This window comes from Blastococcus sp. SYSU D01042 (assembly GCF_054050515.1).
Window position 1 is genome coordinate 90,704 of record NZ_JBJGZM010000003.1, and the last position, 18,931, is coordinate 109,634.

The following is an 18,931-nucleotide window of genomic DNA, read 5'->3' on the forward strand; positions in this document are numbered from 1 at the left end:
AGGGCCCCGGGTCCGGCTCGCGCCGGGTCCGGGGCCCCGCTCGTCTCAGCGCTCGCCCAGCTCCGGGTGCAGCGCGGTCAGCGCCTCGGTGAGGACGCTCAGCTGGTCGCCGCCGGCCATGAGCGCGGTGAGGCCGTCGGCGTCGACGTCCTCCCGCGAGAGCGTGCCGGCCACGTGACCGCCGGCCAGCAGCAGGAACCGGTCGCCGACGAGGTGCGCGTAGCGCGGGTTGTTCGTGATGACGACGACGGCCAGCCCCTGCGCGCGGGCGTCGAGGATGGTCTGCCCGAAGAGGGTCTGGCGGGCCACCGTCATCGGCGTCGTCGGCTCGTCGATGACCAGCGCCCGCGCGCCGAAGTGCAGCGCCCGGGCCACCGCCAGGCTCTGCCGCTCGCCGGCCTGCAGGCGGCTCGCGGGCTGGTCGGGGTCCAGGCCGGGGACGCCCACGCGCGCCATCGCCCGCACCGTGGTGGCGCGCGCCGAGTCCAGGTCGAGCCGGCGCAGGGGCCACACGCCCCGCGTCGGCTCGGCACCGAGGAAGAAGTTGCGCCAGACCGACAGCAGCGGGGCGACCGCCAGGTCCTCCCACACCGTCGCGATCCCGGCGGCGCGCGCCGCCGTGGGCGAGCGGAACCGCACCGCCGTGCCGTCGACGAGCAGCTCGCCCTCGTCGTGGCGTCGCAGCCCGGACAGCAGCTGGACCAGCGTCGACTTGCCCGAGCCGTTCTCGCCCAGGACGCAGCTGATCTCGCCGGCGGGGAAGACCGCGCTCACCCGCGACAGCGCGGGCACGCTGCCGTGGCGCACGGTGACCCCGCGCAGCTCGAGGCCGCCGCTCACGAGCGGGGCACCCCCTTGAGCCGGTGGCCGACGACGCCGTTGGCGACCAGGGCCACCACGAGCAGCACGCCGAGCAGCGCCTGGAACCACGGCGGGTCCCAGCCGGCCAGTGCGATCCCCTGCCGGGCGACGGCGTAGAGCAGCGCGCCGATGGAGGCGCCCAGCGCCGAGCCGTAGCCGCCGGCGAGCAGGCAGCCGCCCAGGACGGCCACCACGATGAAGTCGATGCCGGTCGCCAGCCCGCCGGTGCCGACCTGCACGCCCGCGAACCGGACCAGGCTCAGCGTGCCGATCAGCCAGCCGGCGGTCGCGGACAGGCAGAAGAGGGCGACCGTGGTGCGGCGGACCGGCACGCCCAGCTCGCGCGCGGCCGTGCGGGCGCCGCCGCTGGCGAAGACGGCGTTGCCGAACTTGGTGCGCCACAGCGCCCACGTCGCGAGCGCGGTGACGCCCAGCCACCACAGCAGCGAGACGCGGAAGCGCCCGTCGCCCAGCTGCTGGGTCGAGCCGAAGACCGCGGCGGCCGACGTCCAGCCCGGGGCGTCGTCCAGCCCGGCGATCCGGCTGGACCCGGCGAACGCCTGCACGCCGGCCAGCGTCGTCCCCTGCAGGACGAGGAACGTCGCGAGCGTGACCAGGAAGCTGGGCAGCCCGGTGTTGACGACGAGCACCCCGTTGACGACGCCGACCAGCAGCGCGGCGACCAGCGAGGCGATGAGCGCGGGCCAGGTGCCCCAGTCAGCGTGCCCGACCAGGAGCGCGGTCATCGCCGCGCTGGAGATGGCCAGCACCCCCACGGAGAGGTCGAACTGCCCGGCGATCAGCAGCAGGGCGACGGCGACGCCGCCGATGCCGAGCGTCGCCGCGACGTCGAGCACACCGGCCAGGCCCTGCGCGGTGAGGAGCTCCGGCGCCCGGACGGCGAAGAACGCGAGCACCAGCGCCAGGCCGACCAGCGCCGGCAGGCTCGGCCGGGTGAGCGCCCGCCGGAGCACCCACCGCCCGCGGGCGGCCGGCGGCGTCGCGGTGCGGGAGATCCCGGGCGCGGTGAGGCGGTCGACCATCACCGGCGGCGACCGGCGGGGCGGGGGGACGACGGCAGCGGATCCTCCTCGACGAGCGTGCCGCCCAGTGTCCACCACCTCAGGGGTGGAGCAGCCAGCGGACCCGGTCGTCGGCGTACCAGGTCCAGCGCTGCACGGCCCGCGGGTAGCGGACGCCGTCCCGGATGATGCGCGCCGGGTCGGAGGCCACCTGCAGCGCGCGCCCGCTGGTCCGCCGGGTCGGGCGCAGCGGCTGGGTCATGACGGTGACGCCGATGGTGTCGACGGCGGTCCAGTCGGGCCGCACGTCGATGCGGGTGATCTCCCCGTCGGCCACCCGGATGTCGTCGTGGTGGGCCTGCAGGCCCAGCCGGCGGCTCAGCGACCGGCGGCCGTCGCCGTCGGCCTCGATCCGGCCGTGGTGCAGCAGCACCCCGCCGTGGTCGTCGCGGACCAGCGTCAGCTCGCGCGGCCCGCCGGTGCCGATGCCCAGCTCGCGGGCCAGGCCGGTGGAGTCCTTGTCGGCGGCCGGCTCCCAGGACACGGGGACCTCCGCCGTCCGCCCGGCCTTGAGCAGCACGCCGAGGACGGCGGCCAGCCCGGCCACGGGCCCGCGCACCCGCACGGCGGTGGCCTCGGCGGCGCCCGCCACGGAAGCGGCGCGCGGGGCCTCACCGGCCGCCAGCCGCCGCAGGTCCAGCTCCACCGACGCCATGCGGATACCCTGCCATCCGATCGGTCCGCCAGCCCCGAAGCACCCGAGGAGACCTTCCCCCATGCCCGCAGTCGTGCTGATCGGCGCCCAGTGGGGCGACGAGGGCAAGGGCAAGGCCACCGACCTGCTCGGTGGGCGCGTGCCCTACGTCGTCCGGTACCAGGGCGGCAACAACGCCGGCCACACGGTGATCACCCCGGACGGCGAGAAGTACGCGCTGCACCTGATCCCGTCGGGGATCCTGACGCCGGGCTGCACGCCGGTCATCGGCAACGGCGTGGTCATCGACCCCGAGGTGCTCATCCGCGAGCTCGCGGGCCTGGAGGAGCGGGGCGTGGACACCTCGCGCCTGACCATCTCCTCGGACGCGCACCTGATCATGCCGCACCACCGGGCGCTGGACAAAGTCACCGAGCGGTTCCTCGGCAAGCGCAAGATCGGCACCACCGGCCGCGGCATCGGCCCGGCCTACGGCGACAAGGTCGCCCGCACCGGCATCCGCGTGCAGGACCTGCTGGACCTCTCGATCCTGCGGCAGAAGCTCGAGGGCACGCTGCAGGAGAAGAACCAGATCCTGGTCAAGGTCTACAACCGCAAGGCGATCGACGTCGACGAGGTCGTCGAGGAGTACGCCGCCTACGCCGAGCAGCTCAAGCACCGCATCGCCGACACCCGGCTCATGCTGGGCCGGGCCCTCGACGCCGGCGAGTGGGTGCTGCTCGAGGGCTCGCAGGGGACCCTGCTCGACGTCGACCATGGCACGTATCCCTTCGTCACGTCGTCCAACCCGACGGCGGGCGGCGCGGCGGTCGGCGCGGGGATCGGCCCCACCCGCATCGAGCGGGTGGTCGGCATCCTCAAGGCGTACACGACCCGGGTGGGCTCGGGTCCCTTCCCGACCGAGCTGTTCGACCAGTGGGGCGAGTACCTGCGCAAGCAGGGCGGCGAGGTCGGCGTGACCACCGGCCGGGACCGCCGCTGCGGCTGGTTCGACGCCGTCGTCGCCCGCTACGCCAGCCGCGTCAACGGCATCACCGACTACTTCCTCACCAAGCTCGACGTGCTCTCCGGCCTGGAGACGGTGCCGATCTGCGTCGCCTACGAGATCGACGGCGTCCGGCACGACGAGATGCCCATGACGCAGACCGACTTCCACCACGCGAAGCCGGTCTACGAGGAGATGCCGGGCTGGTTCGAGGACATCCGGCACTGCCGGACCTTCGACGAGCTTCCGGCGAACGCCCAGGCCTACGTGCGGCGGCTCGAGGAGCTCGCCGGCGCGCGGATCAGCGTGATCGGCGTCGGCCCGGGCCGCGACGAGAACGTGGTCGTCCACGACCTGATCGGCTGAGCCGCCCGCGGAGCGGGACCCACCGGTCCCGCTCCGCGGCTCAGGCGGCCGCGGACTGGCGGGTGCGCGACCGCAGCGCCGTGACGGCGTGGTCGGGGGAGTCGGTGATCAGGCCGTCGAGCCCCAGCTCGAGCAGCCGCCGCGCCTCGCCGACGGCGTCCCCGTGCGCGCCCGGCAGGTCGCCGCGGCGGAAGGGGGCCGGCAGGAAGGCGTTCTCCGCCCGGAGCGTCCAGCAGAAGACCGACAGCGCGGCGCGGTGGGCCTCGTCCACCAGCGGGCAGCTCGTGGCCGCCGCGGCCTGCAGGATTCGCCGTCGGCTCGGTGCGATGCCCTGGGCGTAGGTGGAGATCTCGCGCAGCCCCGAGGGGGTGACCATCCGGTCGCCCTCGGCGCAGTCGTCGACCAGCTGGACCAGGCGGACGCCGCGGGGGCCCAGCCGCTCGCGCAGCTCCCGGAGCAGGCCGGCGTCGAAGGCCTGCACGATCACCGGGCCCGCCGCGTGCGCGGCGCCCAGCCGCTGCAGCTCGGCGGCGGCGAGGGCGCCCAGGGTGGGCCCGTCGCCGTCGGGCCAGGTGACGCACTTGAGCTCCACCAGCACCTGCACGGGCCGGGCGGGGGTGGACCGGCGGCGCGCGAGCTCGACGACCTCCGCCAGGGTCAGGATGCCGAAACGGCCGTCGTAGGCGGTGTTGAGCGGCCGCACCGTCGGCATCCGCTCGACCGCCCGCAGGCGCTGCAGCTCGGCGAGGGTGAAGTCCTCGGTGAACCAGCCGGTGACCGGCTCGCCGTGCACCACGCGGGTGGTCCGGCGGTCGGCGAACTCGGGGTGGTCGGCGACGTCGGTCGACAGCGACAGCTCGCTCTCGTGGCGGACGACCAGCACGCCGTCGCGGCTGACCACGACGTCGGGCTCGATGAGGTCGGCGCCCTGGTCGATCGCCAGCTCGAAGCTGGCCGACGTGTGCTCGGGGCGGTAGGCGGGGGCACCGCGGTGCCCGATGACGACGGGCCGGGGAAGGCGGGTCACGGGCGGCATGGCCAGCGACTCGGTCGCGTGCATGCGTTCCATGCCACCCCACCGAGGTGGCCGAGAGGCGAACGCCGAGGGACGTGTTGCGCACCACCGGGCGCACAGCTCGCTGACCAGCGGAAGTGCATGCCGGTAGTGACGCATGTCTCGTCTTTGAGATCGTGTTGCGCCGCGGGTCGTGCGCACCCCGCCCTCCCCGCCCGTCCCAGCGGTCCCGCACGGCCGCACCCGCCCCGCCCGTGCCGGCCCGGAAAACCGCATGACGCCGGGCGAGGAGCGCGCCCACCATGGCCGTCGTGACCTCTCTGCTCTCCCTGGGCTGGCGGCCGGAGCTGGCCGGCCAGCTGCCCGCCGGCACCGTGCCCGCGCGCGTGACGCGCGTGGACCGGGGCCGCCTCGGCGTGCTCACCGAGGACGGTGAGCGGCGCGTGCACCCCGGCACCGGCCTCTACGCCGACGGCGCCCTGGGCGGACCGGCGGTGGGGGACTGGGTGGCGCTGCGCGACGAGCTCGCGGTCGCCCTGCTGCCCCGCCGCAGCGCGTTCACGAGGACCGTCGCCGGGCGCAGCTCCGCCGCGCAGGTGGTCGCGGCCAACCTCGACGTCGTCCTCGTCGTGGACGCGCTGGCCGGGCCCTCCCGGCTGCGGCGGGTGGAGCGCTACCTGGCCGTGGCGTGGAGCAGCGGGGCCACCCCGGTCGTGGTCCTCACCAAGGCCGACCTGTGCGACGACGTCGCGGCGGCGGTCGCGGAGGTGGCCGAGGACGCGCTCGGCGTCGAGGTGATCGCGGTCAGCGCCGTGACCGGGGAGGGCCTGGACGCCGTCCGCGCCGTGCTCGCCCCCGGGGCCACCGCGGCGATGGTCGGCCCGTCCGGGGTCGGGAAGTCCAGCCTGGCCAACGCGCTGGCGGGGCGGGAGCTGGCGGCCACCCGCGGGATCCGGGACGACGGCCGCGGCCGGCACACGACGACCGCGCGCGAGCTGCACCTGCTCCCCGGCGGTGCGCTGCTCGTGGACACCCCGGGGATGCGCGAACTGGGTCTGTACGACGACGCCGAGGGCATCGAGGCGGCGTACGCCGACGTGACCTCGCTGGCCGGGGAGTGCCGGTTCCGGGACTGCGCGCACCGCACCGAGCCCGGCTGCGCCGTCGCCGCGGCCATCGAGGACGGCCGGCTCGACCCCGCCCGTTTCGCCGCGTGGCGGAAGCTGCAGGCCGAGGCGCACCGCCAGCTGCTGCGCGTCGACGCCCGGGCCCGCGCCGAGGAGCGCGCCCGGCTGCGGACCCTGCACCGCTCGCTGCGCGACCAGCCGTCCCGGCCGCGCTGACCCGCCGTCGGTAGCGTGCGCCCCGTGCGCGTGCTCGTGATCGGCTCCGGTGCCCGGGAGCACGCCCTGTGCGTGGCTCTGACCTCCGACCCCGCCGTCGAGGCGCTGGCCTGCGCGCCCGGCAACGCCGGCACCCGCGCGCTCGCCGAGCCGTTCCCGCTCGACGTGCGCGACCCGGACGCGATCGCGGCGCTGGCCCGCACGTGGGGCGCCGACCTCGTCGTCGTCGGCCCGGAGGTGCCGCTGGTCGCCGGGGCGTCCGACGCCGTCCGCGACGCCGGCATCGCCTGCTTCGGTCCGTCGGAGCAGGCTGCGCAGCTGGAGGGCAGCAAGTCCTTCGCCAAGCACGTCATGACCGCCGCCGGCGTGCCCACGGCGCAGGCCTGGCCGGTCGGGGGCCCCGCCGAGCTCGAGACGGCGCTGGACGAGGTCGCCGCGCTGACCGGCGGCGCGCCGTACGTGGTCAAGGACGACGGCCTGGCCGCGGGCAAGGGCGTGCTCGTGACGCCGGACCGCGACGCCGCCGTCGCGCACGGCCGGGCGGTGCTCGACGCCGGGGGAGCGGTGCTGGTCGAGGAGTTCCTCGACGGCCCGGAGGTCTCGCTGTTCGCCGTCACCGACGGGACGACGGTGCTGCCGCTGGTGCCCGCGCAGGACTTCAAGCGCCGCGACGACGGCGACGGCGGCCCCAACACCGGCGGCATGGGCGCCTACGCCCCGCTGCCCTGGGCGCCGGCCGGGCTGGTCGACGAGGTGCTGGCCACCGTGCTGCAGCCGACGGTCGACGAGATGGCCCGCCGCGGCGAGCCGTTCAGCGGCCTGCTCTACGCCGGGCTGGCGCTCACCTCGCGCGGCGTGCGGGTCGTGGAGTTCAACGCCCGCTTCGGCGACCCCGAGACCCAGGTCGTGCTGCCGCTGCTGGCCACGCCCCTGGCCGGGCTGCTGCACGCCGCCGCGACCGGCACGCTCGCCGCGCACCCGCCGCTGGAGTGGCGCCCCGGCTCCGCCGTCACCGTGGTGGTCGCCGCCGCCGGCTACCCCGAGGCGCCGCGCACCGGCGACCCGGTGACCGGAGCCGACGGCGAGGGCGTGCTGCACGCCGGCACCGCCCTGGCCGACGACGGCACGGTGGTGTCGGCCGGCGGCCGGGTGCTCGCGGTGACCGCCGTGGGCGCGGACCTCGCCGCCGCGCGGCAGACCGCCTACGAGCGGGTGGCCGGCGTGCGGCTGGCCGGCGCGCACTGGCGCACCGACATCGCCCTGGGCGCCGTCGAGGGGCGGATCGTCCTGCCCTGACCGGCCTGCGGGAGACTGGGGGCGTGCTGATGGCGACGAGGTGGCCCCGATGATCGAGCGCTACACGCTCCCCGAGATGGGGCGGGTCTGGAGCGACCAGCACAAGTACGAGCTGTGGTGCCGCGTGGAGACCCTCGTGCTCGAGGCGCACGCCGCCGCGGGCCGGGTGCCGGCCGAAGTGGTCGAGCCGGTGCGCAACGCGGCCCCGCCCACCCCGGAGCGCGTCGCGGAGATCGAGGAGACGACGCAGCACGACGTCATCGCCTTCCTCACCGCGTGGGCCGACAACACCGAGCCGCGCTCGGCCGCCGCGTACGTGCACCACGGCATGACGTCGTCGGACCTGCTCGACACCGCGCTGGCCGTGCAGCTCACCGACGCGACCGACGTGCTGCTGGCCAAGGCCGACCGGCTGGTGGCCGCGCTGCGGGACCACGGGCTGGCGCACCGGTCGACGATCCGGGTCGGGCGCACGCACGGCGTGCACGCCGAGCCGGTCGTGTGGGGGCACCGCGTCGCCGACCTCGCCTTCGCGGCCGCCCGGTCGCGGGACCGGCTCCGGGCGGCCCGCGAGCGCGTCGGCGTCGTCGCCATCTCCGGCGCCGTCGGCACGTACTCGCTGATCGACCCCGCGGTCGAGGTGACGGTGGCCGAGGCGCTGGGCCTGCGACCGGCTGACGCGTCGACGCAGGTGGTGCTGCGCGACTCGATCTCGGAGTGGGTGTCGGCGCTCGCCGTCCTCGCCACCGTGTGCGAGACGGTCGCCCTGGAGGTCCGGCACGGCCAGCGCACCGAGGTGCGTGAGCTCTCCGAGGCGTTCGGCTCGGGCCAGAAGGGCTCGAGCGCGATGCCGCACAAGAAGAACCCCATCCGGTCCGAGCGGATCGCCGGCCTCGCGCGGGTCGTGCGCGCCGCCATCGTGCCGGTGATGGAGGGCATCCCGCTCTGGCACGAGCGCGACATCTCGCACTCGTCCACCGAGCGGGTGTTCCTGCCCGACGCCGCGATCACCACCGACTACCTGCTGCACCTGACCACCGGCCTGGTCGAGAACCTGGTGGTGGACGCCGACCGGATGCGGGCCAACCTGGAGTCGACCGGCGGGCTGATCTACACCTCGTCGGTGCTGCTGGAGCTGGTCGAGGGCGGGCTGTCCCGCGAGGACGCCTACGCGCTGGTGCAGGCGGCGGCGATGGAGACGTGGAACAGCGGCACGCCGTTCCAGGAGACGCTGCGCGCCCGGGCCGCCGCGTCGGACGTGGCGCTGGACGAGGCCCGGCTGGACGAGATCTGCCGGCCCGAGCGCTACGTCGCGAACCTCGGCCCGCTGTTCGACCGGCTCGCGGCGCTGTCGTGAGCGTCGACCTGCCCCTCGTCGCCCGCGGCAAGGTGCGGGAGGTCTACGACGCCGGGTCCGACCGGCTGCTGCTGGTGGCCTCGGACCGCATCTCCGCCTACGACTGGGTGCTGCCCACGCCGATCCCGGACAAGGGCCGGGTGCTCACGCAGCTGTCGGTGTGGTGGTTCGAGCAGCTGACGCCGGTGCTGGCGCAGTTCGGGGCGACGCACCACCTGGTGTCGGCGACCGACGTGCCCGCCGACGTCGCCGGGCGGGCGATGCTCGTGCGCCGGCTGGAGATGCTGCCCGTCGAGTGCGTGGCCCGCGGCTACCTTTCCGGCGGCGGGACGGCGGAGTACCAGCGCACCGGCTCGATCCGCGACGTCGTCCTCCCCGAGGGGCTGGTCGAGGGCTCGCAGCTGCCGGAGCCGGTGTTCACGCCCTCGACCAAGGCCGGGATCGGCGACCACGACGAGCCGATCGACTTCCCGCGGGTGGTGGCGCTGGTCGGCGCCGAGCGGGCCGAGGAGCTGCGCGAGCTGACGCTGGCGCTGTACCGGCGGGGTGCCGAGATCGCCCGGGATGCCGGCATCGTGCTCGCGGACACGAAGTTCGAGTTCGGGACCGGGGGCGGTGCCCTCGTGCTCGGCGACGAGGTGCTCACGCCCGACTCGTCCCGCTTCTGGCCGGCGTCGTCCTGGTCGCCCGGCTCCGTGCAGCCCTCGTACGACAAGCAGTTCGTCCGCGACTGGCTGACCTCGTCGGGCTGGGACCGCGCCTCCGAGCCGCCCGAGCTGCCCGCCGACGTCGTCGCCGCCACCCGCGAGCGGTACGTGACCGCCTACGAGCGCCTCACCGGGACGCCCTTCGCCTGACCCCCGGCGAGATCGCCGTCCTCGCACGCTTTCCGCGACGAAGGCGTGCGAGATCGCCGATCTCGTCGCGGCCTGTGGACGACGGCGACGCCGGTGGCCGTCCAGTCGGCAGGCTGCCCGGATGCCCGGCCGCCGACCTCGGTCCCGTCTGACCTCACCCGCGACGCGTTCCATGGCCCACGCGGCCGGTATCAACGACCGGCAGTTGCGGCACCCCGCCGTCGAACGGCTGTCCCGCGACACCTACCTGCCCCGGGCGCTCGCGGGTGATCTGCGCCAGCGCCTCGCGGCGATCATGCTCACGGCCCCGGAGGGCGCGGTCCTCAGCCACGTCACGGCCGCCGTGCTCTGGGGCATCCAGATCCCGCTGCAATCGGCGCAGGACCGGCGCGTCGACCTCATCGTGCCGGCCGCATCGCGAGCCGAGAGCCGCCGGGACCGGCGCGTCCACCGCATCCCGCTCGCCGACGAGGAGGTCACCCGGGCCGGGCCCTTCCCGGTGACCGTGATGGCGCGGACCTGGCGCGATCTCGCCGCGCGCCTCGAGCCGCCCGCGCTCCTGGCGGTCACCGATCAGCTGCTCGCCCGCGGTTGCCCGGCCGGCGAGCTGCGAGCGCAACTGGAGCGCCGGCCCACCGGGCGGGGGTCCGCCCGGGCGCGTTCGGTGCTGCCCGTCGCCGACCCGCGGGCCGAGTCGCCGATGGAATCGGTCCTGCGGTGGCTGATGCACGTGGCCGGACTGCCGGTGCCGGACCTGCAGTTCACGGTCCGGTCGGCGGGCGGCACCTTCCTCGCCCGCGCTGACCTCGCCTGGCCGGACCGCCGGGTGGTCGAGTTCGACGGCGACGTGCACCGGGAGCGGGACGTCTTCGTCAACGACGTCCGTCGCCAGAACCAGCTCGTGGCGGAGGGGTGGGTGGTGCTGCGCTTCACCTCGGCCGACGTGCTCGGCCGGCCCCATGAGGTCGTCGCGCAGGTCCGTCGGGCTCTCGCCGGCTGACGAGATCGGCGATCTCGTACGGACGGGGCCGGCAAACCGTGCGAGATCGGCGATCTCGCCGCTGGGAGGGGGGAGACGAGGGTCACCGGGGACGGCGGGGCGGCCCCGGTACCCTCGTCGGCGTGTCCCGGGTCGTCGTCGATGTGGTCCTCAAGCCGGAGATCTCCGACCCCCAGGGGCAGGCGGTCCTCGGCGCGCTCGGCCGGCTGGGGCACGACAGCGTGCGCAGCGTCCGCCAGGGCAAGCACTTCGTGCTCGAGGTCGACGGGACGCCCGACGAGGCTGAGCTGAAGCAGATCGCCGAGACGCTGCTGGCCAACCCGGTCATCGAGGACGTCGAGCTGCACCTCCCCAAGGACTGAGAGAGCAGAACCGTGCGCATCGGTGTCATCACCTTCCCGGGCTCCCTGGACGACGTCGACGCGGCCCGTGCGGTGCGGCTCGCCGGGGGTGAGCCGGTCGCGCTCTGGCACGGCGAGCACGACCTCAAGGACGTCGACGCCGTCGTCCTGCCCGGCGGCTTCTCCTACGGCGACTACCTGCGGGCCGGCGCCATCGCCGCCCGCTCGCCCCTGATGCAGGACGTCGTGGCCGCCGCCAAGGGCGGCCTGCCGGTGCTCGGCATCTGCAACGGCTTCCAGGTGCTCTGCGAGGCGGGCCTGCTGCCGGGTGCGCTGACCCGCAACAGCCACCTGCACTTCCGCAACCGCGACCAGCTGCTCCGCGTCGAGCGAGCCGACACCGCGTGGACCGGCGACTACGCCGACGGCCAGGAGATCCTCATCCCGGTGAAGAACGGCGAGGGCCGCTACGTGGGCTCCGACGCCGACCTCGACCTCCTCGAGGGCGAGGGCCGCGTGGTGTTCCGCTACGTCGGCGGCAACCCGAACGGCAGCAGCCGCGACATCGCCGGCGTGACCAGCGAGAACGGCCGGGTCGTCGGCCTGATGCCGCACCCCGAGCACGCGGTCGAGGACCTCACCGGCCCGAGCACCGACGGGCTCGGTTTCTTCACCAGCGTCCTGAAGGCGGTCGTTTCCGCGTGAGTATCGACACCGTCGACCTCGCCGCCCAGCACCCCGACGACGAGCAGCCCTGGGCCGAGCTCGGGCTGAAGGAAGACGAGTACGCCCGCATCAAGGAGATCCTCGGCCGCCGCCCCACCACGGCCGAGCTGGCGATGTACAGCGTCATGTGGAGCGAGCACTGCTCCTACAAGAGCTCCAAGGTCCACCTGCGTCAGTTCGGCGATCTCCCGCCGAGCGACGCGCTGCTGGTCGGCATCGGCGAGAACGCCGGGGTCGTCGACGTCGGCGACGGGCTCGCGGTCACCTTCAAGGTGGAGAGCCACAACCACCCCAGCTACGTCGAGCCCTACCAGGGCGCGGCCACCGGCGTGGGCGGCATCGTCCGCGACATCCTGACCATGGGCGCCCGCCCGATCGCGGTCATGGACTCGCTGCGTTTCGGCCGGGCCGACGCCCCCGACACCGCCCGCGTGCTGCCCGGCGTCGTCGCCGGGGTGGGTGGCTACGGCAACTGCCTGGGCCTGCCCAACGTCGGCGGCGAGCTGCTGTTCGACGAGTGCTACACCGGCAACCCGCTGGTCAACGCCCTGTGCGTGGGCGTGATGAAGCACGAGGACGTCCACCTGGCCAAGGCCGAGGGCGCCGGCAACAAGGTCATCCTGTTCGGCGCCCGCACCGGCGGCGACGGCATCGGCGGCGTCAGCGTCCTGGCGTCGGAGACCTTCGACGCCGAGGGCCCGGCCAAGCGCCCGGCGGTGCAGGTGGGCGACCCGTTCACCGAGAAGCTGCTCATCGAGGCCTGCCTGGAGCTCTTCGCCCAGAAGCTGGTCACGGGCATCCAGGACCTCGGCGGCGCCGGCCTGTCCTGCGCCACCTCCGAGCTGGCCAGCGCCGGCACCGGGGGCATGCACGTCGACCTGGACACCGTCCCGCTGCGTGACAGCACCCTGACGCCCGCCGAGATCCTGATGAGCGAGTCGCAGGAGCGCATGTGCGCGATCGTCGAGCCGGACAAGGTCGAGCAGTTCCTCGCCGTGTGCCGGAAGTGGGACGTGCGCGCCGCCGTCATCGGTGAGGTCACCGACGGCGACCGGCTCACCGTCGACTGGCACGGCGAGCGCATCGTCGACGTCCCGCCGCGGACCGTCGCCCACGAGGGCCCGGTCTACCAGCGCCCGATGCGGCGCCCGGCCGACCTCGACGCGCTGCAGGCCGACGACCCGGCCCGCCTGCCCCGGCCCACCACCGCGTCCGAGCTGCAGGCGCACTGGCTCGCCGTCGTCAGCAGCCCGGACGGCGCGGACAAGAGCTGGGTCACCGAGCAGTACGACCGCTACGTCCGCGGCAACACCGTCCTGGCCCAGCCCGAGGACGCCGGCGTGATCCGGATCGACGAGCAGAGCAACCGCGGCATCGCCCTGGCGCTGGACGGCAACGCCCGCTTCGCCCGGCTCGACCCCTACCTCGGTGCGCAGCTCAACCTCGCCGAGGCCTACCGCAACGTGGCCGCCACCGGCGCGAAGCCGCTGGCGGTCACCAACTGCCTGAACTTCGGCTCGCCGGAGAACCCCGAGGTCATGTGGCAGTTCGCCGAGGCCGTGCGCGGCCTGGCCGACGGCTGCCGCGCGCTGGGCCTGCCGGTCACCGGCGGCAACGTGAGCCTCTACAACCAGACCGGCGACGTCGCGATCAACCCGACCCCGGTCATCGGCGTGCTCGGCGTGCACGACGACGTGCGCACCCGCGTGCCCTCGGGCTGGCGGACGGCGGGCGAGACCGTCCTGCTCCTCGGCGAGACCCGGCCCGAGTTCGGCGGCTCCGCCTGGGCCGGCGTCGTGCACGGGCACCTCGGCGGCAGGCCGCCCGCTGTCGACCTCGCGGCCGAGCGGGCGCTGGCCGAGCTGCTGGCCGCCCTCGGGAAGCAGGGGCTGGTCGGCTCCGCCCACGACCTGGCCGACGGCGGCCTCGCGCAGGCGCTCACCGAGTCCGCGCTGCGGTACGGCACGGGCGCGCGGCTGGCGCTCGGCGAGGACGCGTTCACCGCGCTGTTCAGCGAGTCCGCCGGCCGCGTCGTCGTCACCACGTCGGACCCGGGCGGCGTGAAGACGACGGCGCGCTGGGCCGGCGTCCCCGTCACCGAGCTGGGGACGACGGGCGGCGACGCGCTCGTGCTCGAGGGGCTGCTCGAGCTGCCGCTGGCCGAGCTGCGGGCCGCGTGGAGCGCCACCCTGCCGGCGCTGTTCGGCGGCCCGGAGCACAGCACCCCGCTCACCGTCCCGGCGGGCACCGTCCCGACCAGCTGATGGCCGGCACCGCGCCCATCCCGGCCGACGAGCTGCGCGCCGTCCTGGAGCCGGTGCGCGCCTGGCTGGACGGCGAGGCGGAGCAGCCCCCGCGGTCGGTCGTGGGTGCCGCGGTGAAGACCAGCGCCCGCTGGCTGGCCCAGCAGGTGCCCGGCCGCTCGGTCGAGCTGCGGGTGCCGCCGCACGTCGCCGTCCAGTTCATCGAGGGCCCCCGGCACACCCGGGGTACGCCGCCGAACGTCGTCGAGACCGACGCTGCGACCTGGCTGCGGATGGCCCGCGGCGACCTGAGCTGGGCCGACGCCCTGGCCCAGGGCGCGGTGACCGCCAGCGGCAACCGCGCGGACCTCGCCGCCCACCTCCCCCTGCGGCCGCTCACCCGGGCCTGAGCGCCGTCGGGCATGCTCGACCCCCGGGCGGATCGGCCGCCGGAGCGCACGGAGGTGTCATGCAGGCGTCGTTCACGCCGGACGGGGACCGGCTGGTGCCGTCGCCGACCGCGGCCAGCCCGTGGTCGGACGAGATGCTCAACGGCCACCACATGGGCGGTCTGATCGGGTGGGGCGTCCAGCGCGACAGCGGCGACCCGGAGTTCCAGCTCTCCCGCATGACGGTGGACATGGTCCGTGCCGTGCCGATGCGCCCGCTGCGCGTGGAGACCCGGCGCACCCGCGACGGGCGCCGGCTGCGCGCCGTCGACGTGAGCGTGCTGGCCGACGACGTCGAGGTGCTGCGCGGCTCGGCGGTGCTGCTGCGCCGCTCCGAGCACCCCGACTCGGAGCCGTGGACGCCGGAGCCGTGGGACGTCCCCCCGCCCGAGGAGATCGAGGGACCGCCCGGTGGACCCATGTCGTGGGAGATCCGGCGGATCAACCCGTGGGGGGCGGCCGGGCCGGGCCGGGTCTGGATGCGCGAGACGGCCGACTTCGTGGCCGGCGAGCCGCTCACCCCGCTGCTGCGCGCCGCTCTGATGGCCGACTTCACGAACCCGCTGTCGAACTCGGGCCCCGACGGGCTGGCCTTCATCAACACCGACGTGACCATGTACCTGACCCGCGATCCCCGGGGCGAGTGGATCGGGATGGAGAGCGCCGGGCACCTCGGCGCCGACGGCGTCGCGTTCGGCACCACCTGGATGCACGACCGCGACGGGCTCATCGGGCACTGCGTGGCCGGGGCGCTGCCCGACCCGCGGATCCAGGCCCGGCACGCCGCCCGCTGAGGCCCGGACGGCACAGGGCCCCGTCCGCCGGTGGCGGACGGGGCCCTGTGCTGGTGCGGAGGTCAGCCGCCGAACAGCGAGCTGGCCGTCTTCACGGTCTGGTACAGGCCGTAGGCCAGCGGCACGCCCACGAAGGTCCACGCGAACGCGATGAGCGCGGTGGGGGTGTGGGTCGGCCGCTGGTCCCCGGTGGAGCCCGGGGTGCCGGTCGACGCGGAGGAGCTCATCGGACGGCGCTCGCTTCCTTGGTCTCGGGGGTGGGGGCGGACGTGGGCTCGTGCCACTTGTCGGCGACCGGCTTGACCAGCAGGTTGGCGACGAACCCGATCGCCAGCAGCCCGACCATGATGAACAGCGCGGGCCGGTAGTCGCCGGCGACGAGCTCGCCGGGCTCGCCCTCGGCCATGTCGAGCACGCCGTTGATGATCAGCGGGCCGGCGATGCCGGCTGCCGACCACGCGGTCAGCAGGCGGCCGTGGATGGCGCCGACCTGGAACGTGCCGAAGAGGTCGCGCAGGTACGCCGGGATGGTGGCGAAACCGCCGCCGTAGAAGCTGATGATGATCGCCGCGGTGAGGACGAAGATCCAGGTCGCGCTGCTCCCCAGCGTCGCCAGGATCAGGTACAGCACGATGCCGACGCCGAGGTAGACCATGTAGATCGGCTTGCGGCCGATGTAGTCCGACGTGGACGACCACACGAACCGGCCACCCATGTTGAACAGCGACAGCAGCCCGACGAAGCCGGCCGCCGTCGCAGCGGCCACGGCCGAGGTCTCGCCGTCGCGGAAGAAGTCCTGGATCATCGGCGCGGCCTGCTCCAGGATGCCGATCCCCGCGGTCACGTTGCAGAACAGCACGATCCACAGCAGCCAGAACTGCGGGGTCTTGATCGCGTTGTCGGCCGAGACGTTGTCGGTGGTGACCAGGGCCTTCTGCTTGACCGTCGACGGGTCGAAGCCGGCGGGCTTCCAGCCGTCGGCGGGCACCCGCACGATCAGGGCGCCGAACGACATGAAGATGGCGTAGAGCACGGCGAAGGTCAGGAAGAGCAGGGCCACGGACTCCCCGCTGGGCACGGTGCCGGCGGTGCCGTCGTAGTCGGAGTCGTAGAAGTTCATCAGCTGGCGGGACAGCGGCGAGGCGATCAGCGCGCCACCACCGAAGCCCATGATCGCCATGCCGGTGGCCAGGCCCGGGCGGTCCGGGAACCACTTGATCAGGGTCGAGACCGGTGAGATGTAGCCGATGCCCAGGCCGATGCCGCCGATGACGCCGTAGCCGAGGTACAGCAGCCACAGCTGCTCGGTGGCGATGCCGAGCGAGCCGACGAGGAAGCCGGTCACCCAGAAGGCGGCGGAGGTGGCCATCGCCGCGCGGGGGCCGTTGCGGTCGACCCACTTGCCGAAGACGGCGGCGGAGAGCCCGAGCATCACGATCGCGATCGAGAAGATGATCCCGATCGAGGTGAGGCTGGCGTCGAAGTGCTCGACCAGCGCGGTCTTGTAGACGCTGGTGGCGTACGCCTGGCCGATGCACAGGTGGACGGCGAGGGCGGCCGGCGGGATCAGCCACCGGTTGAAGCCTGGGCGGGCGATGATGCGCTCGCGCGCCAGGAAGGCGGGTACGGCCACGGACGGGACCTCCGGGGGCGGGGGAGCGGTGCGACCGGTCGGACGCGACCCGGCCGCGCACCGTCGTCTGTGCCGCAGCCGTGGGGAACGTACGTCCGCGCCGGGTTACCCGCAGGTTCAACCCGCATCCGTGACGTGCGCGTGACCCGGGGGCTCACCGGGAACGCGGCCGCGTTCGCCCTTAGGCTCGCGCCATGGCCTACGAGGTGAAGGGCGTCGTCGCCCGCAGCAAGGGTGCTTCGGTGACCATCGAGACGATCGTGGTGCCCGACCCCGGCCCCGGGGAGGCGGTCGTCGACATCGCGGCGTGCGGGGTCTGCCACACCGACCTGCACTACCGCGAGGGCGGCATCAACGACGACTACCCCTTCCTGCTCGGCCACGAGGCCGCCGGCACCGTCGCCGCCGTCGGCGAGGGCGTCACGAACGTCGCCGTCGGCGACTACGTCGTCCTCAACTGGCGGGCCGTCTGCGGGCAGTGCCGCGCCTGCCTGAAGGGTGAGCTGAAGTACTGCTTCAACACCCACAACGCCGCGCAGAAGATGACGCTGGCCGACGGCACCGAGCTCTCCCCGGCGCTGGGCATCGGCGCCTTCGCGGAGAAGACGCTGGTGCACTCGGGCCAGTGCACGAAGGTCGACCCGGCCGCCCCGCCGGCGGCCGCGGGCCTGCTCGGCTGCGGCGTCATGGCCGGCGTGGGTGCGGCGATCAACACCGGCGCCGTGCAGCGCGGCGAGAGCGTCGCCGTCTTCGGCTGCGGCGGCGTGGGCGACGCCGCGATCGCCGGGGCGAAGCTGGCCGGGGCGGCCACGATCATCGCCGTCGACATCTCCGACACCAAGCTCGAGTGGGCGAGGAAGTTCGGCGCCACGCACACGGTGAACTCGAAGGAGGGCGACCCGGTCGAGGCGATCAAGGCGCTCACCGGCGGCTTCGGTGTGGACGTCGCGATCGACGCCGTCGGCCACCCCGCCGTCTTCGAGCAGGCGTTCTACGCCCGCGACCTGGCCGGGCGGGTGGTGATGGTCGGCGTCCCGACGCCGGGCATGGAGATCACGCTGCCGGCCATCGAGGTCTTCGGCCGGGGCGGGTCGATCAAGTCCTCCTGGTACGGCGACTGCCTGCCCAGCCGCGACTTCCCGATGCTCGTCGACCTCTACCTGCAGGGCCGGTTCGACCTCGACGCGTTCGTCTCCGAGACCATCGGGCTCGAGGACGTCGAGGAGGCCTTCGAGAAGATGCACCGCGGCGAGGTGCTGCGCTCCGTGGTGGTCCTGAAGTGAGCGCCCGCATCGAGCAGGTCGTCGTCAGCGGCGTCTTCAGCCTGGACGGGCGGGACTTCGACGTCGACAACAACGTCTGGCTCGTCGGGGACGACGACGAGGTGCTCGTCATCGACGCACCGCACGACGCCGCGCCCATCGTCGAGGCGATCGGCGGCCGGAAGGTCACCGCGATCGTCCTGACCCACGGGCACAACGACCACATCACCGCCGCGCCCGCGCTGCGCGAGGCCACCGGCGCGCCGATCTGGTTCCACCCGGCCGACCGGATGCTCTGGGACATGACGCACGCCGACGCCGTCCCCGACCGGGAGATCGCCGCGGGGCTGCAGTTCCGGGTGGCCGGGACCTCGCTCACCGCCCTGCACACGCCGGGCCACTCGCCGGGGAGCACCTGCCTGCACTCGGCGGACCTGGGCACCGTCTTCAGCGGCGACACGCTGTTCTGCGGCGGACCCGGGGCCACCGGCCGCTCGTTCAGCGACCACCCGACGATCCTCGCCTCGATCCGCTCGCAGCTGTTCAGCCTGCACGGCGACACGGTGGTGAGGACCGGCCACGGCGACGACACGACGATCGCCGCGGAGCTCCGCAACCTCGGCTGACGCGACACGGGCCGTGAGCAGCGCGGACACGCCGCGGCGT

The 18,931-nt window shown here is 74.4% G+C and carries 19 protein-coding genes; 13 read left to right on the forward strand and 6 right to left on the reverse strand.

Going from position 1 to position 18,931, the window contains the following annotated elements; translation table 11 throughout:
* Positions 1-45: 45 nt before the first annotated feature.
* From ACI79H_RS07025 to ACI79H_RS07035, 3 genes are all read right to left on the reverse strand, one after another.
* Positions 46-840 carry an ATP-binding cassette domain-containing protein gene (locus tag ACI79H_RS07025; RefSeq protein WP_456553665.1) on the reverse strand — a complete coding sequence of 265 codons (795 nt, stop codon included), beginning with the start codon at positions 838-840 and terminating at the stop codon, positions 46-48.
* Positions 837-1,904, reverse strand: coding sequence for an ABC transporter permease (locus ACI79H_RS07030; RefSeq protein ID WP_456554013.1), 1,068 nt, complete (start codon positions 1,902-1,904; stop codon positions 837-839). The genes ACI79H_RS07025 and ACI79H_RS07030 overlap by 4 nt, the downstream gene beginning before the upstream one ends.
* A gap of 79 nt (positions 1,905-1,983) precedes the next feature.
* Positions 1,984-2,598: a hypothetical protein gene (locus ACI79H_RS07035; protein ID WP_456553666.1), complete on the reverse strand. Its 615-nt coding sequence runs from the start codon at positions 2,596-2,598 to the stop codon at positions 1,984-1,986.
* Positions 2,599-2,659: 61 nt separating this feature from the next.
* On the opposite strand from ACI79H_RS07035, the gene ACI79H_RS07040 reads away from it, so the two are divergent.
* The gene (locus ACI79H_RS07040; RefSeq protein ID WP_456553667.1) at positions 2,660-3,949 is read left to right on the forward strand and encodes an adenylosuccinate synthase; all 1,290 of its coding nucleotides are present in this window, start codon (positions 2,660-2,662) and stop codon (positions 3,947-3,949) included.
* A 40-nt stretch (positions 3,950-3,989) separates the two neighbouring features.
* Here ACI79H_RS07040 and ACI79H_RS07045 read toward each other — a convergent pair whose 3' ends face one another.
* On the reverse strand, positions 3,990-5,009 hold the full coding sequence (locus ACI79H_RS07045) for a glycerophosphodiester phosphodiesterase family protein (RefSeq protein ID WP_456553668.1): 1,020 nt from the start codon (positions 5,007-5,009) through the stop codon (positions 3,990-3,992).
* A gap of 257 nt (positions 5,010-5,266) precedes the next feature.
* Between ACI79H_RS07045 and rsgA the strand changes: the two genes are divergently transcribed.
* From rsgA to ACI79H_RS07095, 10 genes are all read left to right on the forward strand, one after another.
* Positions 5,267-6,307, forward strand: a complete 1,041-nt coding sequence (rsgA, locus tag ACI79H_RS07050) for a ribosome small subunit-dependent GTPase A (RefSeq protein ID WP_456553669.1) — start codon at positions 5,267-5,269, stop codon at positions 6,305-6,307.
* A 24-nt stretch (positions 6,308-6,331) separates the two neighbouring features.
* The gene (purD, locus tag ACI79H_RS07055) at positions 6,332-7,603 is read left to right on the forward strand and encodes a phosphoribosylamine--glycine ligase (RefSeq protein ID WP_456553670.1); all 1,272 of its coding nucleotides are present in this window, start codon (positions 6,332-6,334) and stop codon (positions 7,601-7,603) included.
* Between the two features lie 49 nt (positions 7,604-7,652).
* Positions 7,653-8,960 (forward strand): adenylosuccinate lyase, encoded by a 1,308-nt coding sequence (gene purB, locus ACI79H_RS07060; RefSeq protein ID WP_456553671.1) that lies wholly within the window; start codon positions 7,653-7,655, stop codon positions 8,958-8,960.
* Complete coding sequence (locus tag ACI79H_RS07065) at positions 8,957-9,817, forward strand: phosphoribosylaminoimidazolesuccinocarboxamide synthase (RefSeq protein WP_456553672.1); 861 nt, start codon at positions 8,957-8,959, stop codon at positions 9,815-9,817. The genes purB and ACI79H_RS07065 overlap by 4 nt, the downstream gene beginning before the upstream one ends.
* A gap of 172 nt (positions 9,818-9,989) precedes the next feature.
* Positions 9,990-10,817 carry a DUF559 domain-containing protein gene (locus ACI79H_RS07070; protein WP_456553673.1) on the forward strand — a complete coding sequence of 276 codons (828 nt, stop codon included), beginning with the start codon at positions 9,990-9,992 and terminating at the stop codon, positions 10,815-10,817.
* A 122-nt stretch (positions 10,818-10,939) separates the two neighbouring features.
* On the forward strand, positions 10,940-11,179 hold the full coding sequence (gene purS, locus ACI79H_RS07075) for a phosphoribosylformylglycinamidine synthase subunit PurS (RefSeq protein ID WP_040338692.1): 240 nt from the start codon (positions 10,940-10,942) through the stop codon (positions 11,177-11,179).
* A gap of 12 nt (positions 11,180-11,191) precedes the next feature.
* Entirely contained in the window at positions 11,192-11,863 is a 672-nt protein-coding gene (purQ, locus tag ACI79H_RS07080) for a phosphoribosylformylglycinamidine synthase subunit PurQ (protein ID WP_456553674.1), read from the forward strand.
* A complete protein-coding gene (gene purL, locus ACI79H_RS07085; RefSeq protein WP_456553675.1) occupies positions 11,860-14,148 on the forward strand; it encodes a phosphoribosylformylglycinamidine synthase subunit PurL in 2,289 nt (762 codons plus the stop codon). Before purQ ends, purL begins: the two co-directional genes overlap by 4 nt.
* Positions 14,148-14,537 (forward strand): sterol carrier family protein, encoded by a 390-nt coding sequence (locus ACI79H_RS07090; protein WP_456553676.1) that lies wholly within the window; start codon positions 14,148-14,150, stop codon positions 14,535-14,537. The genes purL and ACI79H_RS07090 overlap by 1 nt, the downstream gene beginning before the upstream one ends.
* 59 nt (positions 14,538-14,596) lie before the next feature.
* Positions 14,597-15,370 (forward strand): acyl-CoA thioesterase domain-containing protein, encoded by a 774-nt coding sequence (locus ACI79H_RS07095; RefSeq protein ID WP_456553677.1) that lies wholly within the window; start codon positions 14,597-14,599, stop codon positions 15,368-15,370.
* Positions 15,371-15,432: 62 nt separating this feature from the next.
* On the opposite strand, the gene ACI79H_RS07100 is transcribed toward ACI79H_RS07095, so the two are convergent.
* Together ACI79H_RS07100 and ACI79H_RS07105 are read right to left on the reverse strand one after the other, a co-directional pair.
* Entirely contained in the window at positions 15,433-15,597 is a 165-nt protein-coding gene (locus tag ACI79H_RS07100; protein WP_456553678.1) for an MFS transporter small subunit, read from the reverse strand.
* On the reverse strand, positions 15,594-17,003 hold the full coding sequence (locus tag ACI79H_RS07105) for an OFA family MFS transporter (protein ID WP_456553679.1): 1,410 nt from the start codon (positions 17,001-17,003) through the stop codon (positions 15,594-15,596). The genes ACI79H_RS07100 and ACI79H_RS07105 overlap by 4 nt, the downstream gene beginning before the upstream one ends.
* A gap of 194 nt (positions 17,004-17,197) precedes the next feature.
* On the opposite strand from ACI79H_RS07105, the gene ACI79H_RS07110 reads away from it, so the two are divergent.
* Both ACI79H_RS07110 and ACI79H_RS07115 read left to right on the forward strand, forming a co-directional pair.
* Positions 17,198-18,286, forward strand: coding sequence for an S-(hydroxymethyl)mycothiol dehydrogenase (locus ACI79H_RS07110; protein WP_456553680.1), 1,089 nt, complete (start codon positions 17,198-17,200; stop codon positions 18,284-18,286).
* Positions 18,283-18,891 carry an MBL fold metallo-hydrolase gene (locus ACI79H_RS07115; RefSeq protein WP_456553681.1) on the forward strand — a complete coding sequence of 203 codons (609 nt, stop codon included), beginning with the start codon at positions 18,283-18,285 and terminating at the stop codon, positions 18,889-18,891. Before ACI79H_RS07110 ends, ACI79H_RS07115 begins: the two co-directional genes overlap by 4 nt.
* Positions 18,892-18,931: the final 40 nt, after the last annotated feature.

Coding starts and splice junctions, on each gene's coding strand:
- ACI79H_RS07030 (WP_456554013.1), bottom strand. CDS start 1,904: ATGGTCGACCGCCTCACCGCGCCCGGGATCTCCCGCACCGCGACGCCG.
- ACI79H_RS07035 (WP_456553666.1), bottom strand. CDS start 2,598: ATGGCGTCGGTGGAGCTGGACCTGCGGCGGCTGGCGGCCGGTGAGGCC.
- ACI79H_RS07040 (WP_456553667.1), top strand. CDS start 2,660: ATGCCCGCAGTCGTGCTGATCGGCGCCCAGTGGGGCGACGAGGGCAAG.
- ACI79H_RS07045 (WP_456553668.1), bottom strand. CDS start 5,009: ATGCACGCGACCGAGTCGCTGGCCATGCCGCCCGTGACCCGCCTTCCC.
- rsgA (WP_456553669.1), top strand. CDS start 5,267: ATGGCCGTCGTGACCTCTCTGCTCTCCCTGGGCTGGCGGCCGGAGCTG.
- purB (WP_456553671.1), top strand. CDS start 7,653: ATGATCGAGCGCTACACGCTCCCCGAGATGGGGCGGGTCTGGAGCGAC.
- ACI79H_RS07070 (WP_456553673.1), top strand. CDS start 9,990: ATGGCCCACGCGGCCGGTATCAACGACCGGCAGTTGCGGCACCCCGCC.
- ACI79H_RS07090 (WP_456553676.1), top strand. CDS start 14,148: ATGGCCGGCACCGCGCCCATCCCGGCCGACGAGCTGCGCGCCGTCCTG.
- ACI79H_RS07095 (WP_456553677.1), top strand. CDS start 14,597: ATGCAGGCGTCGTTCACGCCGGACGGGGACCGGCTGGTGCCGTCGCCG.
- ACI79H_RS07100 (WP_456553678.1), bottom strand. CDS start 15,597: ATGAGCTCCTCCGCGTCGACCGGCACCCCGGGCTCCACCGGGGACCAG.
- ACI79H_RS07110 (WP_456553680.1), top strand. CDS start 17,198: ATGGCCTACGAGGTGAAGGGCGTCGTCGCCCGCAGCAAGGGTGCTTCG.